This window comes from Rubrivivax sp. A210 (genome assembly GCF_904426505.1).
Taxonomy (GTDB): domain Bacteria; phylum Pseudomonadota; class Gammaproteobacteria; order Burkholderiales; family Burkholderiaceae_C; genus Rubrivivax.
Map to the genome: position 1 here is coordinate 83477 of NZ_CAJGBN010000012.1, position 24982 is coordinate 108458.

The following is a 24982-nucleotide window of genomic DNA, read 5'->3' on the forward strand; positions in this document are numbered from 1 at the left end:
CCGCCGGCCATGTTCAAGTTCCTGCGCGCGCCCGAGCGCCTGTACGCGGCGGCGATGTGGCTGCTGTCGTTCGTCTTCGCCGGCTTCCTGATCGGCCTGGGCGGCAAGCTGGTGGCCGACCTGCCGCGGCTGGAGGACACGCTCAGCATCGAGCAGTTCACCGACCCGACCGTGCTGCGGCGCACGCGCGACGAGATCCGGGCCCTGCTCAAGACCCAGACCGCCACTGCCGAGGCACTGGCCCGCGCCCAGCTCGAGGCCCAGGCCGCGGCCAATGCCTACCAGTCGGCCCACAAGGCCTATGGCAACTGGATCGCCACCCGCACTGCCACCACCGATCCGCGCCAGGACCCCGAGGTGCTGCAACGCACGCGCGATCTCGACGGGCTGCAGGCCCACGCGCGCCAGGCCGAGGCCGGCGTCGAGCGCCTGGACCGCGAGGCGCTGGACGCCCGCCAGGCCTTGGCCGCGCGCCAGCGCACCGAGCAGGACTTGCTGAACGCCGCCCGCGGCGCCTACGAGCACGAGCGGCAGTGGCAGGAGCTGCGCGTCTTCGGCATTCGGCTGGCGCTGACTTTGCCGCTGCTGGCCATTGCCGGCTGGCTGGTGGCGCGCAAGCGCAAGAGCGAGTACTGGCCGCTGATGCGCGGCTTCGTGCTGTTCGCGGCCTTCGCCTTCTTCGTCGAGCTCGTGCCCTACCTGCCCAGCTATGGCGGCTATGTGCGCTATGGCGTGGGCATCGCGCTCACCGCGCTGGCCGGCCACTATGTCGTCAGGGGCATGCGCGGCTATCTGGCGCGGCGGCGCCAGGTCGAGCAGCAGAGCGAGGCCCAGCGCCGCCAGGCCCTCACCCACGAGGCCGCGATCAAGCAGATGGCCGCCGGCCTGTGCCCGGCCTGCGAGCGGCCGATACTGGGCGCCGGCGAGGTGGCGGCCGACTTCTGCGTCCATTGCGGGCTCAAGCTCTTCGCACCCTGCGGCGCCTGCCAGACGCGGCGCAATGTCTTCTTCCGCTACTGCCCCAAGTGCGGCGAGGCGGGCGCGACGAGTTGAGACCCGCGCTTCAGCCCAAGGATCTCAATCGACGAAGAAATCGGGGATGAAGTTCTTCGTGCCGGGCACCACGGCGTAGCGGTCGAAGTCGGTCACGCCATGCTGCGCCAGCAGCGTGTCGTCGATGAAGAAGTTGCCGGTGGTGCTGCGTGCGTCGCTGGTGAGGATCAGGTAGGCGGCATCGGCCAGGATTTCGGGCTTGCGGCAGAGATTCAGGTCGATGCCCGGGATCATCTGGAGCGCCGCGGTGGCGATGGCCGTGCGCGGCCACAGGCTGTTGACGGCGATGCCGTGGGGGCGGAACTCGCCGGCATGGCCCAGCGTGCACTGGCTCATGCCGTACTTGGCCATGGTGTAGGCCACATGGCCCTTGAACCAGTGCTCCTTCATGCTGAGCGGCGGGCTCATGTTCAGCACATGCGGGTTGCGCCCCGCATGGGCGCTCTTGATCAGCTCGGGCAGGCAGGCCTGGGTGCAGGCATAGGTGCCGCGCACATTGACGCCGAACATCAGGTCGAAGCGCTTCATCGGCGTGGCCGCCGTCGGCGTGAGGCTGATCGCGCTGGCGTTGTTGACGAGGATGTCGATGCCGCCGAAGCGTTCGACCGCGGCGCGCACCGCGCTGGAGACGGCCTCCTCGTCGCGGATGTCGGTCTGCACTGCCAGTGCCTGGCCGCCGGCGGCCTGCACCTCGGCGGCGGCGCTGGCCAGCGTGCCCGGCAGCCTGGGGTTGGGCTCCACCGTCTTGGCCAGCAACACCAGGTTGGCGCCATCGGCGGCCGCGCGCTTGGCGATGGCCAGGCCTATGCCCCGGCTGGCACCGGTGATGACGAGGGTCTTGCCCTGGAGGGTTCGGCTCATGGGGGTGTCTCCTGGTGAGGCTTTGATTTCAGCAGCGGCCACACCTGCTGCCGGATGTGCAGGGCGATGGCGTGGGCGGTCTGGCGGTAGACCGGCTCGCCGGGGTGGAAGCCGTCGTCGGCCAGCACGCCGCGGTTCAGCGGCAGTTCGACCTCGGGCCGCGAGACATCGGCGCGTGTGGCCACCCAGCGCGCCAGTGCGCGGTCGTGCCGGCGGGCGTCGGCGCCGGCAATCCAGCGCAGCGGCTGCGGCAGGCCGGTGAGCAGATGCACCGGCGGCAGCGGTGCGAACACCACATGCACGGCACCCAGCGCATTGCGCAGATGGTTGGCCAGGGCCTCGCGCGCCGCCACCGCATGGTGCGAAGGCACCTGGTCGACGACATCGTTGACGCCGGTGACGACGACGGCAATGTCGCAGGGCGCCAGCGGTTCGCACTGCAAGAGGTTCAGCGTCTGGGCGCTGGTGAGGCCGGCGCGCGCCAGCAGCCGCCATTCGACGCGGGCGCCGCAGGCCCGCGCCAGTTGCTGCGCCAGCCGCGGCGCCAGGGCCTGGTGCTGGCTGGCCACGCCCACGCCGGCGGCCGACGAATCGCCGGCCACCAGCAGCCGCAGCAGCGGCCCCTGGCCGACGTGGCCCTGACGCGCGCCGGCAGCCTCGGGCAGGCGCGGCAGGCGGTGGCGCGTGCGCAGGGCCTGCGCCAGCAGCAGCGGCGAGAGCAGCAGCTTGGCGGCCAGCGACATCAGAACTTGCTGAAGTCGGGCTTGCGCTTCTGGAAGAAGGCCTGGAAGGCCTCGGTGGCCTCGGGGCTGCGCAGGCGGCGCGCGAAGATCGCGCCTTCGGTGGCGATGATGGTCAGCATCAGCTCGCGCTGCGGCGCGCGCAGCAATTGCTTGGATTCGCGCACGGCGCCCGGCGGCAGGCCGTTGAAGCGCTCGGCGACGCGGCGCGCATGGTTCACCACCTCGCCGGCCGGCAGCACCGCGTTGGCGATGCCGCAGTCCACCGCCTGCTCGGGCGTGAAGGGGTCGCCCAGCAGCAGCTTCTCGGCCGCGCGGCGGTGGCCCATCAGCTGGGGCACGAGCAGGCTGGACGCGAACTCGGGCACCAGGCCCAGCGAGACGAAGGGCATGGCCAGGCGCGCCTCGTCGCTGACATAGACGAAGTCGCAGTGCAGCAGCATGGTCGTGCCGATGCCGATGGCCGCGCCGGTGACGGCGGCCACCACCGGCTTGTCGCAATCGAGCAGCGCGCGCATGAACTGGAACACCGGCGAATCCATCGCCTCGCTGCCCTGGCCGGGCGCGCGCTTCATGAAGTCCTCGATGTCGTTGCCCGAGGTGAAGACCCCCGGCTGGCCGGTGATCAGCACCGCGCGCACCGCGGCATCGGCCGTGGCCGCGCGCAGGGCGTCGGTCATGGCCTGGTACATCGCCACGGTGAGCGCGTTCTTCTTCTCGGGGCGCGCGATCTCTATCGTCGCGACGCCGTTGAGGGTGGCGGTCTTGATGCTCATGCGGTCTCCTTCAATGCAGTCCCGTTCAGACAGCCTCGATGATGCCCGCGGCGCCCTGGCCCATGCCCACGCACATCGTCACCATGCCGTGCTTCAGCTTGTGGCGGCGCAGCGCGTGTACCACGGTGGCGGCGCGGATGGCGCCGGTGGCGCCCAGCGGGTGGCCCAGGGCGATGGCGCCCCCCATCGGGTTGACCTTGGCCGGGTCGAGCCCGAGGCTGTTGATGACGGCCAGCGACTGCGCGGCAAAGGCCTCGTTCAGCTCGATCCAGCCCAGGTCGGCCAGGCTCAGGCCGGCGCTGCGCAGCGCGGCCGGGATGGCCTCGATAGGGCCTATGCCCATGATCTCGGGCGGCACGCCGCGCACGGCAAAGCTGACGAAGCGCGCCAGCGGCGTGAGGCCGAAGGTCTTGACCGCCTTCTCGCTGGCCAGGATCAGCGCGCCGGCGCCGTCGCTGGTCTGGCTGCTGTTGCCGGCGGTGACGCTGCCCTTGGCGGCAAAGACGGGCTTGAGCTTCGCAAGCCCTTCGAGCGAGGTGTCGGGCCGCGGCCCTTCGTCGATGGCCACGGTGCGCGCCTTGACGTTGACGCCGCCACCAGTGAGATCCGGCGTGCGCGCCACCACCTGCACCGGCGTCATCTCGTCGGCAAAGGCGCCGGCCGCGATGGCAGCCACCGCGCGCTGGTGCGACTGCAGCGCGAAGGCATCCTGGGCCTCGCGGCCCACCTTCCACTGCGCCGCCACCTTCTCGGCCGTGAGGCCCATGCCGTAGGCGATGCCGAGGTTCTCGTCGCGGGCAAAGACCTCGGGGTTGAAGCTGGGCTTGTTGCCGCCCATGGGCACCAGGCTCATGCTCTCGGCGCCGCCGGCGATCATCACATCGGCCTCGCCGACGCGGATGCGGTCGGCCGCCATCGCCAACGCACTCAGGCCGCTGGCGCAGAAGCGGTTGACGGTGATGCCGCCCACCGAGTGCGGCAGGCCTGCCAGCACCATGGCCACGCGCGCCATGTTCATGCCCTGCTCGCCCTCGGGGAAGCTGCAGCCGATGATGGCGTCTTCGATGGCCTTGGGGTCCAGCGTCGGCACCTGGGCCAGCGCGTGCTTGACGGCCGCCACCAGCAGGTCGTCGGGCCGCGTGTTGCGAAAGTAGCCGCGGCCGCTGCGGCCTATGGGCGTGCGCGTGGCGGCAATGATGTAGGCGTCTTGAACTTGCTTGCTCATGTTCTGCTCTTCCTTCAATTCCGAACGGGCTTGCCCGTCTGCAGCATCCCCATGATCCGTTCCTGGGTCTTGGGATGTTCCAGCAGCGAACAGAAGCGCTCGCGCTCCAGCGCCATCAGGTAGTCCTCGGTCACCAGGCTGCCGGCGTCGACATCGCCGCCGCAGACGACCTCGGCGATCAGCGTCGCGAGGTGGAAGTCATGGGCGCTGATGAAGCCGCCGTCGCGCATATTGGCGAGTTGCCCCTTGATGGTGGCGATCGCATTGCGGCCGGCCACCGCGAAGGGCTTGCGTTGCGGCGGACGCCAGCCGCTGTCGGCCATCGCCCGCGCCTGGGCCAGGGCGACGAAGAGCAGTTCGTCCTTGTGCGGCACGACGATGTCACCCTCGACCAGGTAGCCCAGCTTGCGCGATTCCGGTGCGCTCGTGCCCACCTTGGCCATGGCCGCGTTGGTGAAGCCGTCGCTGGCGAACTTGAGGATGTCGACGTTGGCATTCGCCGCCGTGGCCATCTCGGCGGCACGCCGCGCGATGTAGGTGAGGCCGCCGCCGGCCGGGATCAGGCCCACGCCCACCTCAACCAGGCCGACATAGCTTTCCATCGCCGCGACGCGGCGCGCGCAATGCACGGCCAGCTCGCAGCCGCCGCCCAGCGCCAGGCCACGAACCGCTGCCACCACCGGCACCTGGGCATAGCGCAGGCGCAGGAACATGTCCTGCAGCTTCTTGACCTCGGGCGCAATGCCCTTGGCGCCGCTCTTCATGAACACCGGCATCAGCGCCTCGAGATTGGCACCGGCCGAGAACACGTCATCGGGCGACCAGATCACCAGGCCCTTGTAGCCGGCCTCGGCGGCGTCCAGGGCCTTGCCCAGGCCTTCGATGACGGCCGGGCTGATGAGGTGGAGCTTGGCCGTGATGCTGGCGATCAGCACCTCGCCGTCCAGCGTCCAGGCGCGCAACTCTTCGTTGCGCCAGACCTCGGTGCCGGCCTTGAGCGGATCTTTCGCGCCACTGCCGAGCACGGCCTCGGGGAAGTACTGGCGGCAGTACACCGCCAGCTCGCTGCGCGGCACGAAGGCCTGGCGCGACGGGCTCCACGAGCCCTCAACCGCGTGTACGCCGCCGCGCTCGGCCACCGGGCCCTCGAACACCCAGGCCGGCAGCGGCGCGGTGGACAGTGCCTTGCCGGCCTCGATGTCGGCCTTCACCCAGCCGGCCACCTGCAGCCAGCCGGCGTCCTGCCAGAGCTCGAACGGGCCTTGTTTCATGCCGAAGCCCCAGCGCATCGCGAAGTCGACATCGCGCGCCGTCTCGGCAATGCTTTCCAGGTGCACGGCGGCATAGTGGAAGGCGTCGCGCAAGATGGCCCACAGGAAAGCGGCCTGCGGGTTGCTGCTCTCGCGCAGCAGCTTCAGGCGCTCGGCTGCCGGCTTCTTGAGCATGCGCTCGACGAGGGGTTCGGCCTTGCCGCCACCGGCCACGTAGTCAGCTTTGGCAGGGTCCAGGCGCAGGATGTCGCGGCCCACCTTCTTGTAGAAGCCGGCGCCGGCCTTCTGGCCCAGCGCGCCCTTGGCAATCAGCGCGCCCAGCACCGGCGGCGTGGCATAGCTCGCGTAGAACGGGTCGTCGGCCAGGTTGTCCTGCAGCGTCTTGATGACATGGGCCATGGTGTCCAGGCCCACCACGTCGGCGGTGCGGAAGGTGCCGCTGCTGGCGCGGCCCAGCTTCTTGCCGGTGAGGTCGTCAACGACGTCATAGGGCAGGCCGAAGGTATCGGCCTCCTTGATCGTCGCCAGCATGCCGGCGATGCCGACACGGTTGGCGATGAAGTTGGGCGTGTCCTTGGCGCGCACCACGGCCTTGCCCAGCGCACTGGTGGCAAAGGTCTCGAGCTGGTCCAGCACCTCGGGCCGGGTGTCCGGCGTGGCGATCAGTTCCAGCAGCGCCATGTAGCGCGGCGGATTGAAGAAATGCACGCCGCAGAAGCGCGGGCGGATCGATTCGGGCAGCACTGCGGCCAGTTTCGTGATCGACAGGCCCGAGGTGTTGCTGGCGACGATGGCGTGCGGGGCCAGGGCCGGCGCGATCTTCTCGTAGAGCGCGAGCTTCCAGTCCATGCGCTCGGCAATGGCCTCGATCACCAGGTCGCAGCCGGCCAGCAGGTGCAGGTGGTCCTCGTAATTGGCCTGCTCGATCAGGGTCGCATCCTCGGCCAAGCCCAGCGGCGCCGGCTTGAGCTTCTTCAGGCCGTCCACCGCCTTCGTGACGATGCCGTTCTTGGGCCCATCTTTCGCCGGCAGGTCGAACAGCACGACCGGCACCTTGCAGTTGACCAGGTGGGCGGCGATCTGCGCGCCCATCACGCCGGCGCCGAGCACGGCCACCTTGCGGACGAGGAATCGATTCATGGGGTCTCCGGAAAAAAGGGGGGTGACTTACTCGACGCGCTGCCAGGTCTGGTTGCGGTAGAGAAAGCCGATGAAGCCGCGCACCTCGAGCGTCTTGCCGCCATCCTTGGGCGTGAGGCGCACCTTGTAGGTCTTGCCGTTGTTGGGGTCGAGGATGGTGCCGCCGTCCCAATAGGGCTCGTCGGCGTTCTTCTTCACGCCTTCGACGATGACCATGCCCTGCACCGGCTGGTCCTTGCGTGCGTCGCTGCACTTGTCGCAGCGGGCGTCCTGGCGCGCCGGGTCGAGCAGCTTTTCGATCTTGCCGGCAAGCACGCCGCCCGATTCGCTGATGCGCACCAGGGACTTCTCCTGCTTGGTGTCGTCGTCGATGGTCTTCCACAGGCCCACCGGCGTGGCCTGGGCGAAGGCGGCGCCGGCGGTGACCAGCAGGGCGATGGCAATCATGGTCTTCATGCGGGTTGTCTCCTTGGGTGGTTCTTGTCGGGGTGGGCGCACTCTAGAACAGCGCCTCTTCCATCGCCAGCAATGGGGCCGCGCCACTGCGCGCGCTGCGGATGAGGCCGGCGGTCTCGGGCAGCAGCTTGGCGAAGTAGAAGCGCGCGGTGTGCAGCTTGGCGGTGTAGAAGGGGTCGCCGCTGTCCTTCTTTTCCAACGCCACCCTGGCCATGCGGGCCCAGAAATAGGCGAACACCAGGTGGCCGCAGATGCGCAGGTAGTCCACCGCCGCCGCGCCCACCTCGTCGGCATTGCCCATGGCCTTCATGCCGAGTTCGGTGGTCAGTTTCGTCACCTTGTCGCCGAGGTCGGCCAGCGGGTTGACGAACTCCTGCATCGCCTCGTTCGTGCCCTCTTCGTCGACAAACTCGGCAATCAGCTTGCCGAAGCGGCGCAGCCGCGCGCCGCTGTCGCCCAGCACCTTGCGGCCCAGCAGGTCCAGGCCCTGGATGCCGTTCGTACCCTCGTAGATCATGTTGATGCGCGCGTCGCGCACCAGTTGCTCCATACCGTTGCTGCGGATGTAGCCGTGGCCGCCAAAGACCTGCAGGCACTGGCTGGTGGCGATCCAGGCGTTGTCGGTGAGGAAGGCCTTGACGATGGGCGTGAGCAGCGCCACCTGGTCGGCCGCGGCCTTGCGCTCGTCCTCGTCGGCGCCGCAGGTCTCCTTGTCGAGCAGCAGCGCGCAGTAGACGGCCAGCGCGCGGCCTCCCTCGGCATAGGCACGCGCCGTCAGCAACATGCGGCGCACGTCGGGGTGGACGATGATGGCGTCGGCCGCCTGCTGCGGGCTCTTGGGGCCGGTGAGGCTGCGCATCTGGATGCGCTCCTTGGCATAGGCCACGGCGTTCTGGTAAGCCACCTCGGTGAGGCCCAGGCCCTGATTGCCCACGCCCAGGCGGGCCGCGTTCATCATCACGAACATCGCCGCCAGGCCCTTGTTGGGCTGGCCCACCAGGCTGCCGACGGCGCCGTCCAGATTGATCTGGCAGGTGGAACTGCCGTGGATGCCCATCTTGTCTTCGAGGGCGGTGCAGAAGATGGGATTGCGCGTGCCCAGGCTGCCATCGGCATTGACCAGGAACTTGGGCACGACGAAAAGGCTGATGCCCTTGTTGCCGGCCGGCGCGTCGGGCAGGCGGGCCAGCACCAGGTGCACGATATTGGCGGCCAGGTCGTGCTCGCCGGCGCTGATGAAGATCTTCTCCCCGGTGAGGCGGTAGCTGCCGTCGGGCAGGGGCTCGGCCTTGCTGCGCAGCAGGCCGAGGTCGGTGCCGCAATGCGGCTCGGTCAGGCACATGGTGCCGGTCCACTCGCCGCTGCTCAGGCGCGGCAGGTAGGTCGCCTTCAGTTCCTCGCTGCCATGGGTGTGCAGCGCGGCATAGGCACCGTGCGAGAGGCCGGGGTACATGGTCCAGGCCTGGTTGGCCGAGTTGAGCATCTCGTAGAAGCACTGGTTCAGCACCAGCGGCAGGCCCTGGCCGCCGTAAGCCGGGTCGGTGCTGAGTGCCGGCCAGCCGCCGGCCACGTATTGCGCATAGGCGGCCTTGAAGCCGGCCGGCGGACGCACTTCGTGGCTGGCCTTGTCCAGCGTGCAGCCCTCGGCGTCGCCGCTGATGTTGAGCGGAAAGATCACCTCGGCGGCGAACTTGCCGCCCTCTTCGAGCACAGCGTTGATGGTGTCGGCGTCGATCTCGGCATGGGGCGGCAGCAGCCGAAGTTCGTCGCTGACCTGAAACAGCTCATGCAGCACGAACTGCAGGTCGCGCAAGGGCGGTTGGTAGATGGCCATGGTGGGCTCCGTCGGTATGGGGTGATGGGGTCGGCGGCTCAGCGGCGAAGGCGCGGCCGGCTGCTGCGGGGCGGCGGCGGCACCTCCACCCGTGCCGCCTCTCGAGCCTCAACGCGAGCCTCCACGCGGTAGTGCGCCAGCGTGCGCTCGAAGCCGGCGCGTGCGCGGTCCAGCGCGCCCGGCTGGCGCAGAAAGCGGGCGTCGTGGTGTACGGCCAGGATCAGCCCGTGCAGTTCGAACAGCATCTGCAGCGGGTCGGTGTCGGTGCGCAGATGGCCCTGCTGCACCGCCTGCTCGATGGCGCGGGCCAGCGCCGCGTGCCAGGCGCGCACCATCGAAGCCAGCGCGTCGCGCACCGGGCCCGGGCGGTCGTCGAACTCGACCGCGCCGCTGATGTAGATGCAGCCCGAGTCGATTTCCACCGAGACGCGGCGTATCCAGCGCTCGAACAGCGCCGCCAGCCGCGGCAGGCCGCGCGGCTCGCGGATGGCGGGGAAGAAGACCTCGTCCTCGAAACGGGCGTGGTACTCGCGCACCACCGAGATCTGCAATTCCTCGCGCGATCCGAAGTGGGCGAAGACGCCCGACTTGCTCATGCCCGTGACCTCCGCCAGCGCGCCTATCGACAGGCCCTCCAGCCCCATGTGCGAGGCCAGGGCCAGGGCCGCGTCCAGAATCACGGCGCGCGTCTGCTGGCCCTTGTGCAGGCTGCGGGACGCGCTGCGCGGAGTCTCTGGTACGGAGGTTTCGGATGGGTCGGTCACGGAACGGACACAAAATCGAACGGTCGTTCTATTTTGCAGTCTCTGCCGCCGCGCCGGGGGCCGCCAGGGCCCGAATTTCTAGGGCAAGCCTTCTAGACTTGGCAGAAGTTAGGGCGAGTTAAGGGTAAACCCCTGCAAGAAGCACATTTCTTGCCCGCGATTGAAGCCTGACATCTTGATCGATTACCCTAGAGGCATGGACGTCTTGCAGCTTGACATTTCCGGTCGGCCGCAGGCGTGGATCTCGCCCCGCGAGGCGGCCGTGCTCTACGCCAGCGACGCCGTCGCATGGACGCTGGGCCTGGCCTTCCAGGTGCTGCGCGGCGGCACCCAGCGCGCCACCGGCCTGCAGTCGCGCATCGAGGTTCACCCCATCGTGGCCGTGCGCGGCGCCGTGCCCAGCCGCGCCTGGCGCACCGTGCCGGCGCTGTCCAACCCCAAGCTCTTTGCGCGCGACCGCCGCTTCTGTGCCTATTGCGGCGACCAGTTCAGCTATGACGAGTTGACGCGCGAGCACATCGTGCCGGTCTCGCGCGGCGGCGTCGACAGCTGGATGAACTGCATCACCGCCTGCCGCGCCTGCAATGGCCGCAAGGGCAGCCGCCTGCCCGAAGAGGCGCGCATGGCGCTGCTCTACCTGCCCTATGTACCCAGCCTGCACGAGGACATGATCCTGCGCGGCCGCCGCATCGTGGCCGACCAGATGGACTTCCTGCTCGCCTCGGTGCCGCGCAGCTCGCGCCTGCACGGCTAGGCCGCTGCAGCGCATCATCAGGCCCTCCTTCTTTACGCGCCGCCAGGGAACTCGCTCCCCATTCGCCGCGTCAACCCTGAAGAAACTCCCTGGAGACCCCGCATCATGAAGCGCACGCTCATCGCCCTGGGCCTGGTCGGCGCCCTCGCCGCCTGCACCACCACCAGCCCCGACGTCGTCAGCCGCAACGAGGCCCAGCGCCTGTCCACCGTGGTCGATGCCGTCGTGCTGACAACGCGGCCGGTGGTCGTCGACGGCGCGCAAAGCGGCATTGGGGGCGTTGCCGGCACCGTGGTCGGCGGCATCGCCGGTTCCAACGTGGGCGGGCGCCGCGAATCGGCGGTGGTGGGCATCATCGGCGCCGTGGTCGGTGGCGTGGTCGGCAATGCCACCGAGCGCGCGGCCACGCGCGAAGAGGCCGTCGAGATCCTGGTGCAGCTGCGCAATGGCGACCGCCGCTCGGTGGTGCAGGCCAAGGCCAGCGAAACCTTTGCACCCGGCGACCCGGTTCTGCTGATCAGTACCGGCGGCAAGGTGCGGGTAGCACGCGCGCCGGTGTTCGCGCCGGCAGCCGCCAGCGCGCCCGGCAACAGCTAGGCAGCGCCTAAGCCCGAGCGCCCTCCGCCAGGCGGAAGGTCTGCACCAGCCGCGCCAGCTGCGCGGCGTGTTCGCTCAGGCTGGCAGCGGCGGCGCTGCTTTGCTCCACCAGCGCGGCATTCTGCTGCGTCACCTCGTCGAGCTGGCCGATGGCGGCGTCAACCTGGCCCACGCCCTGGCTTTGCTCGGTGATGGCGCCGGTGATCTGGCGCACCAGCTGGCCTATGGCCTGGACCTCCTCGACGGTGGCCGTCACCTCGTGCCGCGCCGCGTCGGTCTGTTTCGCGCCGGCATCGACGCGCTCGAGGCTGCCCTGGATGAGCGACTTGATCTCTCGCGCCGCCGCCGCCGAGCGCTGGGCCAGGTTGCGCACCTCGGTGGCAACAACCGCGAAACCGCGCCCCTGCTCGCCAGCCCGCGCCGCCTCGACGGCGGCGTTCAGCGCCAGGATGTTGGTCTGGAAGGCGATGCCGTCGATAACGCCGATGATGTCGGCCACCTTGCGCGACGACTCCGAGATCTGCCCCATCGTCGCCACCAGTTCGGCTACCGCCTCGCCGCCCCGTCGTGCTGCGGCCACGCCGCGCTCGGCCAGGGCATCAGCCTGCTGCGCCGTCTCGCTGCTGGCGCGCAGGCCCGCCGTCAACTCGTCCATCGAGGCGGCCGTCTGCTCCAGATTGGCCGCCTGCTCCTCGGTGCGCTGGCTCAGGTCGGCCGAGCCGGTGGCAATCTCTGACGAGCCGGTGGCGATGCCGTCGCTGCTCTGGCGCACCTGGGCCACCAGCCGCGACAGCGCACCCACCATGTCTTTCAGGGACTGCAGCAGTTCGCCGGCCTCGTCGCGCGAATTGACCTCGATGGACACACTGAGGTCGCCGGCTGCCACCGTGTGCGCCACCGCCACGGCGCGCTTGATGGGCTCGATCACCGAGCGTTCGATGCCCAGCGCCAGCACGACGCCGAACATCGCCGCCAGGGCCGCCAGCACCGCCATTGTCAGGCGGCCGGAATCGGCAGCACCGCGCACGCTGGCCACCGCATCGCGCATCTTGCGGCCCTGGGTGGTGACGAGTTGGTCCACCGCCTTGAAATAGGCGGCCTGCAGCGGTCTGACCTCGTCGATCAGCGTGCGCGTGGCCTTGGCGGCCTCGTCGCCCTGAGCCAGCGCGATGGCCTTGTTCATCGCCGCGTCGTAGGGCGAGAGCGTCGACTTCACCGCGCCCAGCAGCTTGTGGCCTTCGTCGTCGAGATCGCCGCGTGCCAGGGCGTCAAGCAGTTCGGTATTGCGAGCGCGCATCTTCTCGATGCGTTCGAGTTCCGACTTTCGCCCGCTGGCGTCGGTCAGCAACAGGATGTTGCGCACGCCGCGCGCAACGACATTCAGGTTGTCCTTGATCTCGCTCAGTTGCTCGACCTTGAGCAATTGGTCACCGCTCAGCCGCGCAACCGCCGCTTCGATGTGCGAGAGCTTGAAGTAGGCCGCCACGGCCATGCCGATCGCGATGATGATCATCAGGCCGAAGCCGAGAGTCAGTCGCGACCCGATCTTCCAATTGCCGAATGCCGACATGGCCGCGCCCCGTCTTTCTTGCCGATGCAGTGATCAGACTTTCGGCAGCGCGCGGGAAAACCTGAGGTAAACCCCGATCAAGCAGCGGTGTTCACGGTCATGCGGAGCGGACGGCCCAGAGGCTGGCTATGCCGCGGCGCGCATCTCTGGGCTGGCGGGCTGCAGAAACTCGCCCTCGGTTTCGGCGGCGCAGTCTGCGACCGGCACCGGGCGTCTTCAACGGCGTAGCGGCGTCCGCACAGCCTTCAGCCATTGCCAGGAGATTCCCTGGTAGGCCGTGTTGGACTTGAACCAACGACCAAAGGATTATGAGTCCTCTGCTCTGACCAACTGAGCTAACGGCCCAGGGAAGCCGGCATTCTAGGCGGGGCGCCGGGGCCGCTCAGGGCTTGCCGGAAAGCGCGTTGCCCACCAGGCGGGCGGTGATGTCGACGATCTGGATCATGCGGTCGTAGGCCATGCGGGTGGGGCCTATCACGCCCAGGGTGCCGACCACGCGGCCGTCGACCTCATAGGGCGCGGTGACGACCGAGAGTTCCTCGAAGGGCACGACGTGGCTCTCGCCGCCGATGTAGATGCGCACGCCCTCGGCGCGGCTGCTCACGTCCAGCAGGCGCATCAGTTCGGTCTTCTGCTCGAAGACATCGAAGAGGCGGCGCAGGCTGCTCATGTCGCTGCCGTAGTCCTGCATCGTGAGCAGGTTGCGTTCGCCCGAGACGACGACGTTGTCGCTGCTCTCGGCCAGCACCTCGGTGCCGGCCTGCACCGCCGCCTGCATCAACAGTGCGATCTCGCCGCGCAGCGCGTCGATCTCGCGCTTGAGCCGCTCTCGCACCTCTTCCACGCTGAGGCCGGCATAGTGCATGTTGAGGTAGTTGGTGGCCTCCACCAACTCGGCGCCGCTGTAGTCGCGTGCGGTGAAGATGACGCGGTTCTGCACGTCGCCGTCGGGCGCCACCAAAATCACCAGCACGCGCTTTTCGCCCAGTCGCAGGAACTCGATATGGTGAAAGACGCTGGCCTTGCGCGGCGCCGACACGACGCCGACGAAATGCGACAGGCTGGATAGCAGCGAGGCCGCCTGCGCGATGACGCGCTGGGGCTGGTCGGGGTGCAGTTGCTCGCGCGCCGCCGCCACCTCGGCCGGAACCGACGCCAGATCCAGCGGCCGCGCCGTGAGCATGGTGTCGACGAAAAGCCGGTAGCCTCGCGCCGTGGGAATGCGGCCGGCGCTGGTGTGGGGGCTGGCGATCAGGCCCAGCTCCTCGAGGTCGGCCATCACGTTGCGGATGGTGGCCGGAGAGAGGTCCAGCCCCGAGGTGCGCGACAGCGTGCGCGAGCCGACGGGCGTGCCATCGGCGATGTAGCGCTCCACCAGCGCCTTCAGCAGCGTGCGGGCACGGTCATCGAGCATGGACGTGATTGTAGGGAGGCGCACCGCCGGCCCTGGGTGGGCCGGGCCCTATGGTGTAATGCTTCGCATGCCGTCGGGGTTCCGTCATGCTGCGATCGTGGGTAAATATCAAGCGCGTGGCATCCGCCCGCTGCTCGAGGAAATCGCCCATTTCCTGATCGATCAGGGCCTCGATGTCTCGTTCGAGCGCGAGACCGCCAACGCCACCGGCGTCACCGATTTCGATTCCCTCACCACCGAGGAATTGGGCCGCCAGTGCGACATCGCGGTGGTGGTGGGCGGTGACGGCACGATGCTGGGCATTGCCCGCGAGCTGGCGCGCTGGAAGATGCCGCTGGTGGGCATCAACCAGGGGCGCCTGGGCTTCATCACCGACATCCCCATCGGCCAGTACAAGGACGCGCTGGTGCCGATGATTGCCGGCGACTATGAAGAAGAGCAGCGCTCCATGCTCGAGAGCGAAGTCTGGCGCGACGGCGAGAAGCTGTTCGAGGCGCTCTCGCTCAACGATGTGGTGGTGAGCCGCGGCGCCACCGTGAGCATGGTCGAGCTGCGTGTCGATGTGGACGACGACTTCGTCGCCAATATGCGTGCCGACGGCCTCATCGTCGCCACCCCCACTGGCGCCACCGCCTACGCGCTGTCGGCCGGCGGCCCCATCCTGCACCCGGGCATCGGCGGCTGGGTGCTGCTGCCCATCGCCTCGCACACGCTGTCCAACCGCCCCATCGTGCTGCCCGACAGCGGCGAGGTGCGCATCCGCATCGTCGCAGGCAAGGACGTGTCGGCCAATTTCGACATGCACAACCTGGCCAGCCTGATGATCGGCGACCAGATCCGTGTGCACCGCTCGGCCTTCACGGTGCGCTTCCTGCACCCGCGCGGCTGGAGCTACTACGCGACCTTGCGCCGCAAGCTGCGCTGGTACGAAGGCGTGGTCTAGCCATGCTGCGCCGGCTCACGCTGCGGGATGTGGTCATCGTCGCCGAGCTCGAGGTCGATCTCGGCGCCGGCTTCACCGTGCTGACCGGCGAGACCGGGGCCGGCAAGTCCATCCTGGTCGACGCCCTGCAGCTGGCCCTGGGAAATCGCGCCGACGCCGGCCTGGTGCGCGAGGGCGCGGCGCGCGCCGAGGTCAGCGCCGAGTTCGATACCCCGCCGGCACTGCGCCCCTGGCTGGACGAGGCTGGCTTCGCCGCCGACGAGACGCTGCTGCTGCGGCGCGCCGTCGATGCGCAAGGCAAGAGCCGCGCCTGGATCAACGGCAGCCCGGCCACCCTGGCGCAGCTGCGCGAGGCGTCCGAACACCTGGTCGAAATCCACGGCCAGCACGCCTGGCAGAGCCTGACGCGGCCCCTCGCCGTGCGCGCCCTGCTCGACGCCCAGGCCGGCGCCGACACCGCAGCGCTGGCCGCCGCCTGGCAGGCCTGGCGCCAGGCCACCGCGCGGTTGGAGGACGCGCGAGGCCGCCAGGAGACGCTGGCGCGCGAGCGCGAGCGGCTGGCCTGGCAGATTGCTGAACTCGACAAGCTCGCCCCCGCCACCGGCGAGTGGGAGCAGATCAACGCCGAGCACCAGCGGCTGGCCCACGGCCAGGCCCTGCTGGACGGGGCCCGCGCCGCGCGGCTGGCGGTGTCGGAAGACGACGACGCTGCCACCGTGAAGCTGGCGCGCGCCATCGATGCGCTCGAAGCGGTGCAGGCCTATGACGCCGAGCTGGGCACGGTGGCCGAAGTGCTGCGCGCTGCCCAGGCCCAGGCCGAGGACGCGGCGCACAGCCTGCACGCCTACCTGGGCCGGCGCGAACCCGACCCCGAACGCCTGGACGCGCTCGACCAGCGGCTGGGCCAGTGGGTGGCGCTGGCGCGGCGCTACCGGCGCCAGCCAGCCGAGCTGCCGGCCCTGCTGGAAGGCTGGCGCTCCGAGCTGGCCGGCATCGAGGCCTCGGCCGACCTGGCGGCACTGGAAGCCGCTGCGGCACGCGCCGAAGCCGCCTGGCGCAAGGAGGCCGAGGTGCTGTCACGGCTGCGCCGCAAGGCCGCACCCCGGCTGGCCGCCGCCGTCACCCAGGCCATGCAGCAGCTGGGCATGGCCGGCGGCCGTTTCGAGGTGGCGCTGCTGCCGCAAGACACGCCCCAGGCCTTTGGCCTGGAAGCCGCCGAATTCCGCGTCGCCGGCCACGCCGGCAGCACGCCTCGCGCGCTGGCCAAGGTCGCCTCGGGCGGCGAGCTGTCGCGCCTGGCCCTGGCTATCGCGGTGACGACGTCAGGCGGCGGCGCGGCGCAGACATCGACGCTGATCTTCGACGAGATCGACGCCGGCGTCGGCGGCACCGTGGCCGACAGCGTGGGCCGGCTGATGAAGCAGCTCGGCGGCTCGAGCCAGGTGCTGGCCGTCACCCACCTGGCCCAGGTGGCCGCCTGCGCCGACCACCACTTCCTCGTCAGCAAGGCGCTGCGCGGACGCCAGACGGTGTCGGACGTGCGCGCGGTCGAGGGCGAGGCCCGCGTCGGCGAGATCGCGCGCATGCTGGGCGGCGAGACGCTGTCGGGCACGGCCCACGCCCAGGCCCTGCTCGGCACCCGTTCGGACGGCTGTCGATGAGCGAGTGGATGGCCCTCGACGGCCCGCACCGCGACGAGGTCATCCTCGTCACCGGCATCTCGGGCTCGGGCAAGTCGGTGGCCCTGCATGCGTTGGAAGACGCCGGCTATTTCTGCGTCGACAACCTGCCGCCGGAGCTGCTGCGCGACTTCATCCGCCTCGAGCACGAGCGCTTTGCCCACCGCGTGGCGGCCGCCGTGGACGTGCGCACGGCGAACTCGCTGCCGGTGCTGGTGCCGCTCATCGACGAGCTGCGCAGCGAGGGCGTGCGCATCCGGCCCATCTTCCTCGACGCCAGCACCGACGCCCTGGTGCGCCGCTTTTCCGAGACGCGGCGCCCGCATCCTCTCACCACCCAGCCGGCCGGCGAAGACGCCTCCCGCGCGCTGATCGACGCCATCGAGCTGGAACGCGCGCTGCTGGCCGACCTGCGCGAGGTCTCCACCGTGATCGACACCAGCCAGTTGCGCCCGGCGCTGCTGCGCAGCTGGGTGCGCTCGCTGGTGGGTGCGCGCGACGCCGCGTTGACCCTGGTCTTCGAATCCTTCGCCTTCAAGCACGGCGTGCCGCTGGACGCCGACTTCGTGTTCGACGTGCGCGTGCTGCCCAATCCGTACTACGTGCGCGAACTGCGCCCGCTGACCGGCCGCGATGCGCCGGTGGCCGCCTTCCTCGAGGCCCAGCCCGAGGTGCGCGAGATGCTGGCCCAGATCGAGCAGTTCCTGACGCGCTGGCTGCCCTCCTTCGAGGACGACCAACGCAGCTACCTCACGGTGGCCATAGGCTGCACCGGCGGCCAGCACCGCTCGGTCTACAGCGTCGAATGGCTGGCGCGCCGCTTCGAGGGCCGCCATGCGACCCTGGTGCGCCACCGCGAACTGGACGCCAAGGGCTGAAGGCTTGAGAGGCAATCCCAAGCGCGCCAAGGGCGCCGCACCGGCTGCCGGTTGGCCCGACCCGCTGCCGCTGTTTCCGCTGCGCCTGGTGCTGTTTCCTGGCGCGCTGCTGGGGCTCAAGGTCTTCGAGGCGCGCTACCTCGACCTCGTCGCCGACTGCCTGCGCACGCGGCAACCCTTTGGCGTGGTCTGCCTGCAGGCCGGCGCCGAGGTCGGCGGCCAGGCGGTGGCGCTCGAAGCCACCGGCACCCTGGCCCACATCGAAGAGGCCGACGCCGAGCAGGCCGGCATCCTGCGCCTGCGCTGCCACGGCGGCCAACGCTTCCGCCTGCGCGGGCAGGCGCAGCGGCGCGACAACGGCCTCTGGGTGGCGCCGGTCGAGCCCCTGGCCGACGACCCGCCGCGCCTGCCCGGCGTGGCCATGCTGGCCACGGTCACCGCGCTGGCCGAGGCCATACGCAAGCTGCGCGGCCTCCAGCGCACGCCCTTTGCAGAGCCCTACCGGCTGGACGACGCCGGCTGGGTGGCCAACCGCTGGTGCGAGCTGCTGCCGGTGCCGCTGGCGGCCAAGCAGAAGCTGATGGAGCTGGAAGACCCGGTGCTGAGGCTGAGCCTGGTGGACGGCTTCCTGCGCGACAAGAAGGTCGTGGTCGGCTGATCAGTCAGCCGCGCTTTCGAGCAGGCGCCGGATCGGCGCCGCCAGGCCCAGGGCCAGGGCCTCGTCGCGCGTCACCCAGCGGCCGTCGCCCAGCGCGGCCGGTGCCGCAGCGCGCGCCGGCCACTGCCATTGCAGCGGTGCCAGCGTCCAGTCGAAATGGGTCAGCGCGTGCTGCAGCTCGGGTAACCACTCGCCCTGGCCGGGCCAGCCGGCAACGGCCGCCGCCAGAGCCTCGGATGACTCGTACTGCGGCAGGCTCCAAAGCCCGGCCCAGACCCCCGGCGCCGGGCGTTGCACCAGCCAGACCCGCCCGCCGCGGCGCAGCCACAGCAGCGCGTGGCGACGCTGGCCGCGCTTGAGCCGGCGCGACTTGAGGGGCAGCCGCTCGGGGCTGCCACTGGCGTGCGCGACGCAGTCCGCGGCCAGCGGGCAGCGCTCGCAATCCGGCCGCCGCGCGCTGCAGACGCTGGCGCCCAGGTCCATCAGGCCTTGGGTGTAAGCCACCATCTGCGGCGCTGGTGGCAGCAGCGCCTGGGCGCGATCCCACAGCCGGCGCTGTTCAACGGCGCTGGCCAGGTCGCCCTCGAAGCCAAGTGCCCGTGCCAGCACGCGCTTGACGTTGCCGTCGAGGATGGCCACGCGCTCGTCGAAGCAGAAGGCGGCGATGGCGGCGGCTGTCGATTCGCCGATGCCGGGCAGTTGCGCCAGGCCGTCGCGTGTGGCCGGAAAGGCGCCGCCGTGCTCGGCCACCACGACTTGGGCGCAGCGGTGGAGGTTGCGCGCCCGGCTGTAGTAGCCCAGTCCGCTCCACAGGGCCAGCACCTCGTCCAGCGGCGCCGCCGCCAGCGCCCGCACATCGGGGAAACGCTGCAGGAAGCGCGCGTAATAGCTGCGCACCGTGGCCACCTGGGTCTGCTGCAGCATGACCTCGGACAGCCAGACACGGAAAGGGTCGCGCGTACCCTGCCAAGGCAGGTCGTGGCGGCCGTGATGGCGCTGCCAGGCCACCACGCGGGTGGCGATGTCGGGGGCGCGGTGCGGCGCCGAGGCCCGGCTCACGCGGCGTTGCGCACCGCGGCCACGCGGGGGGCCACGGCGGAATCGTCGGCCTCCCAGGCCATGTCGCGCGCATTGGCAATGGCATCGGCGGCGATGGCATCGAGGCGGCCCTGCAACTGGCGCAGATGGTCGTCCTGGGCCTGCACCTCGGCGATGCGCAACTCAAGCCCGCCGGCCGCCGCCTGCACGCGCTTGAGCGCATCGCGCCGGCGCGAGAAGCTCTTGCGCCGCTCGCGCAACTGCATCTCGACCTGGCCTTGCGCAGCCTTGCTCCACATCTCCAACTCGCCGGCGGCGTTCTCGAACACCACGCGCAGCTTGGACAGCAGCATGCGCCGGAACTGCTCGGCAAAGCCCGGCGCCGCCATGCGCCAGGCCTGGCTGAAGCCGAGGTAGCGGCCATAGCTCTGCTCGATGAGCTCGATCTCGCCGCGGAAGCTGTGCAGCGAGGGCACGGGGCCCAGCGCGAAGGCGAAGCCGAACTCGGTGTTGAGCTGCACGAAACTCGCCTCGAGCATCTGCCGCATTTCCTCGGCCTGGTGGGCGGCGTTGTCGAGCGCGGCGCCCAGACGCTTCATCAGCGTCTCGAAGACGCCGCGGCCGCCCAGGATGAAGGGGCGCGAGCCCAGCGACGAATGCATGGCCGCCACCTCGGTGCGCAGCACGTCGCTGGAAAGCAGCGCCAGCAGCGTGCGCAGGATCTTGGCCTGCACCGCGCGCAAGGCCGCCAGGCGCGACATGCAGCGCTCGAAATCGGCGACCTCGTTGTCGACACGCTCGATCATCATGCGCAGCTTGGTCGCACTCTTGCCGCGCAGCCCGCGCAGCTCGAGCAATTGCTCGGCCTGCTGGCGGCGGCGGTCGGTCAGCCGCCGGCTGGCGCCGTGGCGCAACTGCTCCACCACACCCACCACCGAATGCACCAGCAGCTCTTGACGATGCGGCAGCAGGTCGGCCGCCAGCGCTTCTTCCAGCGCCGGCAGGCGGCTGGCCACCAGCCCCGCAGCATGGCCTTCGAGCCGCGCCGTGAGCGCATCGCGCGCCGAGAGCGCGAACACGCGCGACAGCGGCACGCCCAGCGTCAGCGCCGCGCCTTCGCGCTGGTGCTCGATCTGCGCCTGGACCTGGTCAGGCGTGAGCAATGGATCGAAGAGCGCATCAATCTTGTTGAGCACGACAAAGCGCTCGAGGCTGGTCTGGCTCAGGTGCTCGCGCCAGATCGTCAGGTCGGATTTGCTGACCCCGGTGTCGGCCGCCAGCACGAAGACCACCGCATGGGCCGAGGGCAGCAGGCCCAGCGTCAGCTCGGGCTCGGCGCCGATGGCATTGAGGCCCGGCGTGTCGATGATGACCAGGCCGCGCTGCAGCAGTGGGTGGGGGTAGTTGATGACGGCGTGGCGCCAGGCCGGCACCTCGACACTGCCATCGGCGCCCTGGGGCGGGTTGTCGTCGGGCTGGGACTCGTCCCAGAAACCCAGCGCCGTGGCCTGCTGCACGCTGACGCGCTGGGTGCGGGTCACCGCGGTCAGGGCCTGCACCAGGGTCTGGGGCTCGGCCGGGTCCAGCGGCACCACATGCCAGTGCTCGGGCCGCGGCCTCAGTTCAGCCAGCGCCAGCCCGCGCAGCCGCGTTTCAATGGGCAGCAGCATCAGCTGCGGCGCCATCTCGCGCTCGTAGCGCAGCTCCACCGGGCACATCGTGGTGCGGCCCGGCGTGGCCGGCAGCACGCGGCCTCCGGCATCGGCGAAGAAGATGGCGTTGATCAGCTCCGACTTGCCTCGCGAGAACTCGGCCACGAAGGCGACGGTCAGGGTCTCGGCAGAGAGGCGGTCGCGCAGCGCGGCCAGCGACGCGGTATCGGCATCGTCGAGCAAGTCCTGCTCCTGCAGCGCGCGGCCGAGCTGCACGACATGGCGATCGAGCGAAGCACGCCAGGAGGCCAGGGCTTCCAGGCTCTGGGCGATACGGCTCGGGGTCGGGCTGGGCATGGCTTAATCCGCAGGGAATCTCCGCGGGGGTCCGCAGCGTTCCATCCTAGCGCAGCGGCACCGACCCGCTTTGCGTGAAATTCGCCGCATTCCGTTTCTGTTACCTGCGCTGACAACCCGCACAGAAATAGGTCGAGCGTTGCGCCTGCACGCGGCGTTGCACGGTGCCCCCGCAGCGCAAACAGGGCAGGCCCGCGCGGCCATAGACCGCGGCCACGGCCTGGAAGGTGCCGGCCGCACCATGCACATCGCTGAAGTCGCGCAACGTCGAACCGCCCAGTTCCAGCGCGCGTGCCAGGGTGGCGCGCAGCGCCGCCAGCAGGCGCGCAGCACGCGGCCGGCTGATGCGGTCGGCGCGCAGGGCCGGGTGGATGGCGGCGGCATGCAAGGCCTCGCAGGCGTAGATGTTGCCGGCGCCGACGACGACCTCGCCCGCCAGCAACACGGCCTTGATCGGCGCGCTGCGCAGCTGCAGCGCAGCGTGAAAACCCGCATCGGTGAGCGCGGCGTCGAAGGGCTCGGGGCCCAGCCGCGCCAGCAGGGTGGCCGCAGGCGGCACATCGAGGGCGGCCGACCACAGCACGGCACCGAAGCGCCGCGGGTCGTTCAGGCGCAGCGTGCCGCGGTCGGTGACAAGATCGAAATGGTCGTGCGGCCCGGGCGGCGGCGGCGCGTCCAGCAGCGCCAGCGAGCCCGACATGCCCAGGTGCAGCAGCAGCCCGCCATCGCTGGCCGCGTCGGCATGCAGGAGCGGCAGCCACAGGTACTTGCCGCGCCGCGCGACCTCACCCACGACCGCGCCCACCGCCGCGCCAGCAAGGGCCTGCGGCTCGCGTCCCAGCGGCCAGCGCAGCGGCTTGCCCAGGCGCAGCGCCAGCACCTTCGCGCCCAGCAGGGGCCCGGCGATGCCCCTGCGCGTGACCTCGACTTCGGGGAGTTCGGGCATGAGGCCATTATGTGAGAATGCCTTTTCATCCCAGGGGAGCCTTGATGTCCCAACGCCGCTGCTGGCGCTTTGCGCTGGCCTTCTTGACCGCGGCGCCCGCCCTGCTCGCGCTGCCCGCGGCGCAGGCCCAGCGCGTCGGCGCCCCTGCCAAGCCCGACGCCGCGGCGCCCGCTGCCAATTCGGTCCTCAACGACCAGTTGCTCTACCAGATGCTGGTGGGCGAGATGTCGCTCAACCAGGGCGACGCCGCCACGGCCTACGAATGGCTGCTCGACGCCGCGCGCCGCTCGCGCGACGACGGCCTGTACCGCCGCGTCGTCGACATTGCGCTGCAGGCGCGTGCCGGCGAACAGGCGCTCAATGCCACCAAGGCCTGGCGCCAGATGCTGCCGGCCTCGGTGGACGCGGTGCGCATGCAGGTGCAGGTGTTGCTGCTGCTCAACCGCGCCGACGCCCTGCCCGAGCCGCTGAAGGCGCTGCTCGCCATCACGTCGGCCGCCGAGCGCCCCGGCCTCATTGGCGCCCTGCCCCGCTTCCTGCAGCGCAGCAGTGATCCGGCCCAGATCGCGCGCCTGCTCGAGGCTGCGTTCGAACCCTATCGTGCCGCGCCCGAGACCCGTGTCGCCGTGCGCCTGTCCCTGGGCCGCGCCTGGCTCGAAGCGCGCGACCCGGCACGCGCACTCGAACTGGCGCGCGAGGCGCAGTCGCTGGACCCGGCCGCCCCCGGCGTCGCGCTGCTGGCACTGGAACTGGTGCGCGAGCGCCCCCAGGCCGAAGCCCTGGCGCTCGACTACCTGGCTCGCGACGACGCCGAGCCAGCGCTGCGCATGGCCTATGTGCGCCTGCTCACCAGCGCCCAGCGCTATGCCGATGCGGCGGCCCAGTTGCAAGTGGCCACCCGCCGCCAACCCGAAGTGGCCGCTCCCTACCTGTCGCTGGGCGCCATCCACCTCGAACTCAAGCAGTTCAAGGAGGGCGAGGCGGCGCTGCTGCGCTACCTCGACCTGGCCCAGCGCCAGCCGGCAGCCGAAACTCCGTCAGCCGCCGAGGGCGATGACGATGACGACGGCGCTCACCGCCCCGAGAACGGCGCCGTGCAGGCATGGCTGATGTTGTCGCAGGCGGCACAGGACCGCGGCGACTACAAGGCAGCCGAATCCTGGCTGGCCAAGGTCGACGACCCGCAGCGCGCGCTCGAGGTGCAGAGCCGGCGTGCCTCCATCCTGGCGCGCCAGGGCAAGCTTGCGCAGGCGCGCGAGCTGATCCAGCGCGTGCCCGAGCGGCGCGGCGACGACGCCCGCGCCAAGCTGGTGGCCGAAGCCGCGGTGCTGCGCGATGTCAAGCGCTGGCGCGAGGCCTACGACGTGCTGGCCAGCGCCTCGCAGCGCTTCATCGACGACGCCGACCTCATCTACGAGCAGGCCATGATGGCCGAGAAGCTCGAGAAGCTCGACGACATGGAGCGCCTGCTGCGCCGCGTCATCGCCATCAAGCCCGACAACGCCCACGCCCACAATGCGCTGGGCTACTCGCTGGCCGACCGCCGGCAGCGCCTGCCCGAGGCGCGTGAGCTGGTGCAGCGCGCGCTCGAGCTGGCGCCCGGCGACCCCTTCATCACCGACAGCCTGGGCTGGGTCGAGTTCCGCCTCGGCAACCACGCCGAAGCCGTGCGCCTGCTGCGCTCGGCCTACAAGGCGCGGCCCGACACCGAGATCGCGGCCCACCTGGGCGAGGTGCTGTGGGCCACAGGCGAACGCGAGGAAGCGCGCCGCGTCTGGCGCGAGGCCAACAGCCGCGACGCCACCAACGACGTGCTGCGCGAGACCCTGGCCCGCCTGCACGTCGACCTGTGATCGGCCGCAGCGGCGCGCCGCTCATCACGGCGGCTCTGCTCGCGGCCTGCGCCAGCACGCCCCCCACCCCGCAGCCGGGCTGGACCAGCGGCCGCATGAGCGTGCGCATCGAGGCCAGCGAGGATGCCGGCCCGCGCAGCGTCGGCAGTGCCTTCGAGTTGCGCGGCGGCGCCAGCAGCGGCGAGTTGCGCCTGTCCACCCCGCTGGGCACGCGCATGGCCACGGCGCGCTGGGCGCCGGGCGAGGCGCTGCTCACCACCAGCGACGGCGAGCGCCGCTTCGCCAGCCTGGAAGTGCTGTCGCGCGAGGCCCTCGGCGAGGCCCTGCCACTGGCCGCCCTGGCCGACTGGCTGGCCGGCCGGCCCTGGCCCGACGCGCCGCACCGTGCCGTGGATGCGGGCTTTGAACAACTGGGCTGGCGCGTCAGCCTGGCGCGCCTTGCCGAAGGCTGGATCGAGGCCCGCCGCGAAGCGGCGCCGGCGGTGGTGGTGCGCGTCAAGCTCGATCCCCGGGAGCCCTGAAG

General features: G+C 70.4%; 22 protein-coding genes and 1 tRNA gene. 9 read left to right on the plus strand and 14 right to left on the minus strand.

Going from position 1 to position 24982, the window contains the following annotated elements; all coding sequences use genetic code 11:
* Positions 1–9: 9 nt before the first annotated feature.
* Positions 10–1053: a zinc ribbon domain-containing protein gene (locus tag JMV16_RS09055; protein WP_201493928.1), complete on the plus strand. Its 1044-nt coding sequence runs from the start codon at positions 10–12 to the stop codon at positions 1051–1053.
* A gap of 24 nt (positions 1054–1077) precedes the next feature.
* Here JMV16_RS09055 and JMV16_RS09060 read toward each other — a convergent pair whose 3' ends face one another.
* Genes JMV16_RS09060 through JMV16_RS09095 form a run of 8 tightly spaced genes read right to left on the minus strand, consistent with a single transcriptional unit; the run spans position 1078 to position 10120 of the window.
* Positions 1078–1914, minus strand: a complete 837-nt coding sequence (locus JMV16_RS09060; RefSeq protein ID WP_201493929.1) for an SDR family oxidoreductase — start codon at positions 1912–1914, stop codon at positions 1078–1080.
* Positions 1911–2657, minus strand: a complete 747-nt coding sequence (locus JMV16_RS09065; RefSeq protein ID WP_201493930.1) for an SGNH/GDSL hydrolase family protein — start codon at positions 2655–2657, stop codon at positions 1911–1913. The genes JMV16_RS09060 and JMV16_RS09065 overlap by 4 nt, the downstream gene beginning before the upstream one ends.
* Positions 2657–3430 carry an enoyl-CoA hydratase gene (locus tag JMV16_RS09070; protein WP_201493931.1) on the minus strand — a complete coding sequence of 258 codons (774 nt, stop codon included), beginning with the start codon at positions 3428–3430 and terminating at the stop codon, positions 2657–2659. Before JMV16_RS09070 ends, JMV16_RS09065 begins: the two co-directional genes overlap by 1 nt.
* Before the next feature lie 25 nt (positions 3431–3455).
* Positions 3456–4655 carry an acetyl-CoA C-acyltransferase gene (locus JMV16_RS09075; RefSeq protein ID WP_201493932.1) on the minus strand — a complete coding sequence of 400 codons (1200 nt, stop codon included), beginning with the start codon at positions 4653–4655 and terminating at the stop codon, positions 3456–3458.
* A 14-nt stretch (positions 4656–4669) separates the two neighbouring features.
* Positions 4670–7066: a 3-hydroxyacyl-CoA dehydrogenase/enoyl-CoA hydratase family protein gene (locus JMV16_RS09080; protein ID WP_201493933.1), complete on the minus strand. Its 2397-nt coding sequence runs from the start codon at positions 7064–7066 to the stop codon at positions 4670–4672.
* Positions 7067–7093: 27 nt separating this feature from the next.
* On the minus strand, positions 7094–7522 hold the full coding sequence (locus tag JMV16_RS09085; RefSeq protein WP_201493934.1) for a DUF2147 domain-containing protein: 429 nt from the start codon (positions 7520–7522) through the stop codon (positions 7094–7096).
* A 43-nt stretch (positions 7523–7565) separates the two neighbouring features.
* Positions 7566–9356, minus strand: a complete 1791-nt coding sequence (locus JMV16_RS09090; RefSeq protein ID WP_201493935.1) for an acyl-CoA dehydrogenase C-terminal domain-containing protein — start codon at positions 9354–9356, stop codon at positions 7566–7568.
* Positions 9357–9394: 38 nt separating this feature from the next.
* A complete protein-coding gene (locus tag JMV16_RS09095) occupies positions 9395–10120 on the minus strand; it encodes a TetR/AcrR family transcriptional regulator (RefSeq protein ID WP_201493936.1) in 726 nt (241 codons plus the stop codon).
* A 196-nt stretch (positions 10121–10316) separates the two neighbouring features.
* On the opposite strand from JMV16_RS09095, the gene JMV16_RS09100 reads away from it, so the two are divergent.
* The gene (locus JMV16_RS09100) at positions 10317–10874 is read left to right on the plus strand and encodes an HNH endonuclease (protein ID WP_201493937.1); all 558 of its coding nucleotides are present in this window, start codon (positions 10317–10319) and stop codon (positions 10872–10874) included.
* 105 nt (positions 10875–10979) lie between these two features.
* Positions 10980–11471: a glycine zipper 2TM domain-containing protein gene (locus tag JMV16_RS09105; RefSeq protein WP_201493938.1), complete on the plus strand. Its 492-nt coding sequence runs from the start codon at positions 10980–10982 to the stop codon at positions 11469–11471.
* 7 nt (positions 11472–11478) lie between these two features.
* Here the strand turns inward: JMV16_RS09105 and JMV16_RS09110 are convergent, their stop codons facing one another.
* The 3 genes from JMV16_RS09110 to hrcA all read right to left on the minus strand — a co-directional run bounded on the left by JMV16_RS09110 (position 11479) and on the right by hrcA (position 14455).
* Positions 11479–13041 (minus strand): methyl-accepting chemotaxis protein, encoded by a 1563-nt coding sequence (locus JMV16_RS09110; RefSeq protein ID WP_201493939.1) that lies wholly within the window; start codon positions 13039–13041, stop codon positions 11479–11481.
* A gap of 268 nt (positions 13042–13309) precedes the next feature.
* Positions 13310–13386 (minus strand) — tRNA-Ile (locus JMV16_RS09115).
* A gap of 37 nt (positions 13387–13423) precedes the next feature.
* On the minus strand, positions 13424–14455 hold the full coding sequence (gene hrcA, locus JMV16_RS09120) for a heat-inducible transcriptional repressor HrcA (protein WP_201493940.1): 1032 nt from the start codon (positions 14453–14455) through the stop codon (positions 13424–13426).
* A gap of 67 nt (positions 14456–14522) precedes the next feature.
* Here hrcA and JMV16_RS09125 point away from each other — a divergent pair, with 67 nt between their 5' ends.
* From JMV16_RS09125 to JMV16_RS09140, 4 genes are read left to right on the plus strand one after another with little or no spacing between them, the layout of a single operon-like run.
* Positions 14523–15398, plus strand: coding sequence for an NAD kinase (locus tag JMV16_RS09125; protein ID WP_201493941.1), 876 nt, complete (start codon positions 14523–14525; stop codon positions 15396–15398).
* A 2-nt stretch (positions 15399–15400) separates the two neighbouring features.
* Positions 15401–17059 (plus strand): DNA repair protein RecN, encoded by a 1659-nt coding sequence (gene recN / locus JMV16_RS09130; protein WP_201493942.1) that lies wholly within the window; start codon positions 15401–15403, stop codon positions 17057–17059.
* The gene (gene rapZ, locus JMV16_RS09135) at positions 17056–17955 is read left to right on the plus strand and encodes an RNase adapter RapZ (protein ID WP_236580425.1); all 900 of its coding nucleotides are present in this window, start codon (positions 17056–17058) and stop codon (positions 17953–17955) included. Before recN ends, rapZ begins: the two co-directional genes overlap by 4 nt.
* A 4-nt stretch (positions 17956–17959) precedes the next feature.
* Positions 17960–18613, plus strand: a complete 654-nt coding sequence (locus JMV16_RS09140) for an LON peptidase substrate-binding domain-containing protein (protein WP_236580426.1) — start codon at positions 17960–17962, stop codon at positions 18611–18613.
* Here the strand turns inward: JMV16_RS09140 and mutY are convergent, their stop codons facing one another.
* The 3 genes from mutY to mutM form a co-directional block, all read right to left on the minus strand.
* Positions 18614–19672 (minus strand): A/G-specific adenine glycosylase, encoded by a 1059-nt coding sequence (gene mutY, locus JMV16_RS09145; RefSeq protein ID WP_201493944.1) that lies wholly within the window; start codon positions 19670–19672, stop codon positions 18614–18616. It abuts the gene before it with no gap.
* Positions 19669–21660 (minus strand): dynamin family protein, encoded by a 1992-nt coding sequence (locus JMV16_RS09150; RefSeq protein ID WP_201493945.1) that lies wholly within the window; start codon positions 21658–21660, stop codon positions 19669–19671. Before JMV16_RS09150 ends, mutY begins: the two co-directional genes overlap by 4 nt.
* A gap of 100 nt (positions 21661–21760) precedes the next feature.
* A complete protein-coding gene (gene mutM / locus JMV16_RS09155; RefSeq protein WP_201493946.1) occupies positions 21761–22606 on the minus strand; it encodes a bifunctional DNA-formamidopyrimidine glycosylase/DNA-(apurinic or apyrimidinic site) lyase in 846 nt (281 codons plus the stop codon).
* Positions 22607–22650: 44 nt separating this feature from the next.
* Here mutM and JMV16_RS09160 point away from each other — a divergent pair, with 44 nt between their 5' ends.
* Positions 22651–24459 carry a tetratricopeptide repeat protein gene (locus JMV16_RS09160; RefSeq protein WP_201493947.1) on the plus strand — a complete coding sequence of 603 codons (1809 nt, stop codon included), beginning with the start codon at positions 22651–22653 and terminating at the stop codon, positions 24457–24459.
* A complete protein-coding gene (locus JMV16_RS09165) occupies positions 24456–24980 on the plus strand; it encodes an outer membrane lipoprotein LolB (RefSeq protein ID WP_236580427.1) in 525 nt (174 codons plus the stop codon). The genes JMV16_RS09160 and JMV16_RS09165 overlap by 4 nt, the downstream gene beginning before the upstream one ends.
* Positions 24981–24982 lie beyond the last annotated feature (2 nt).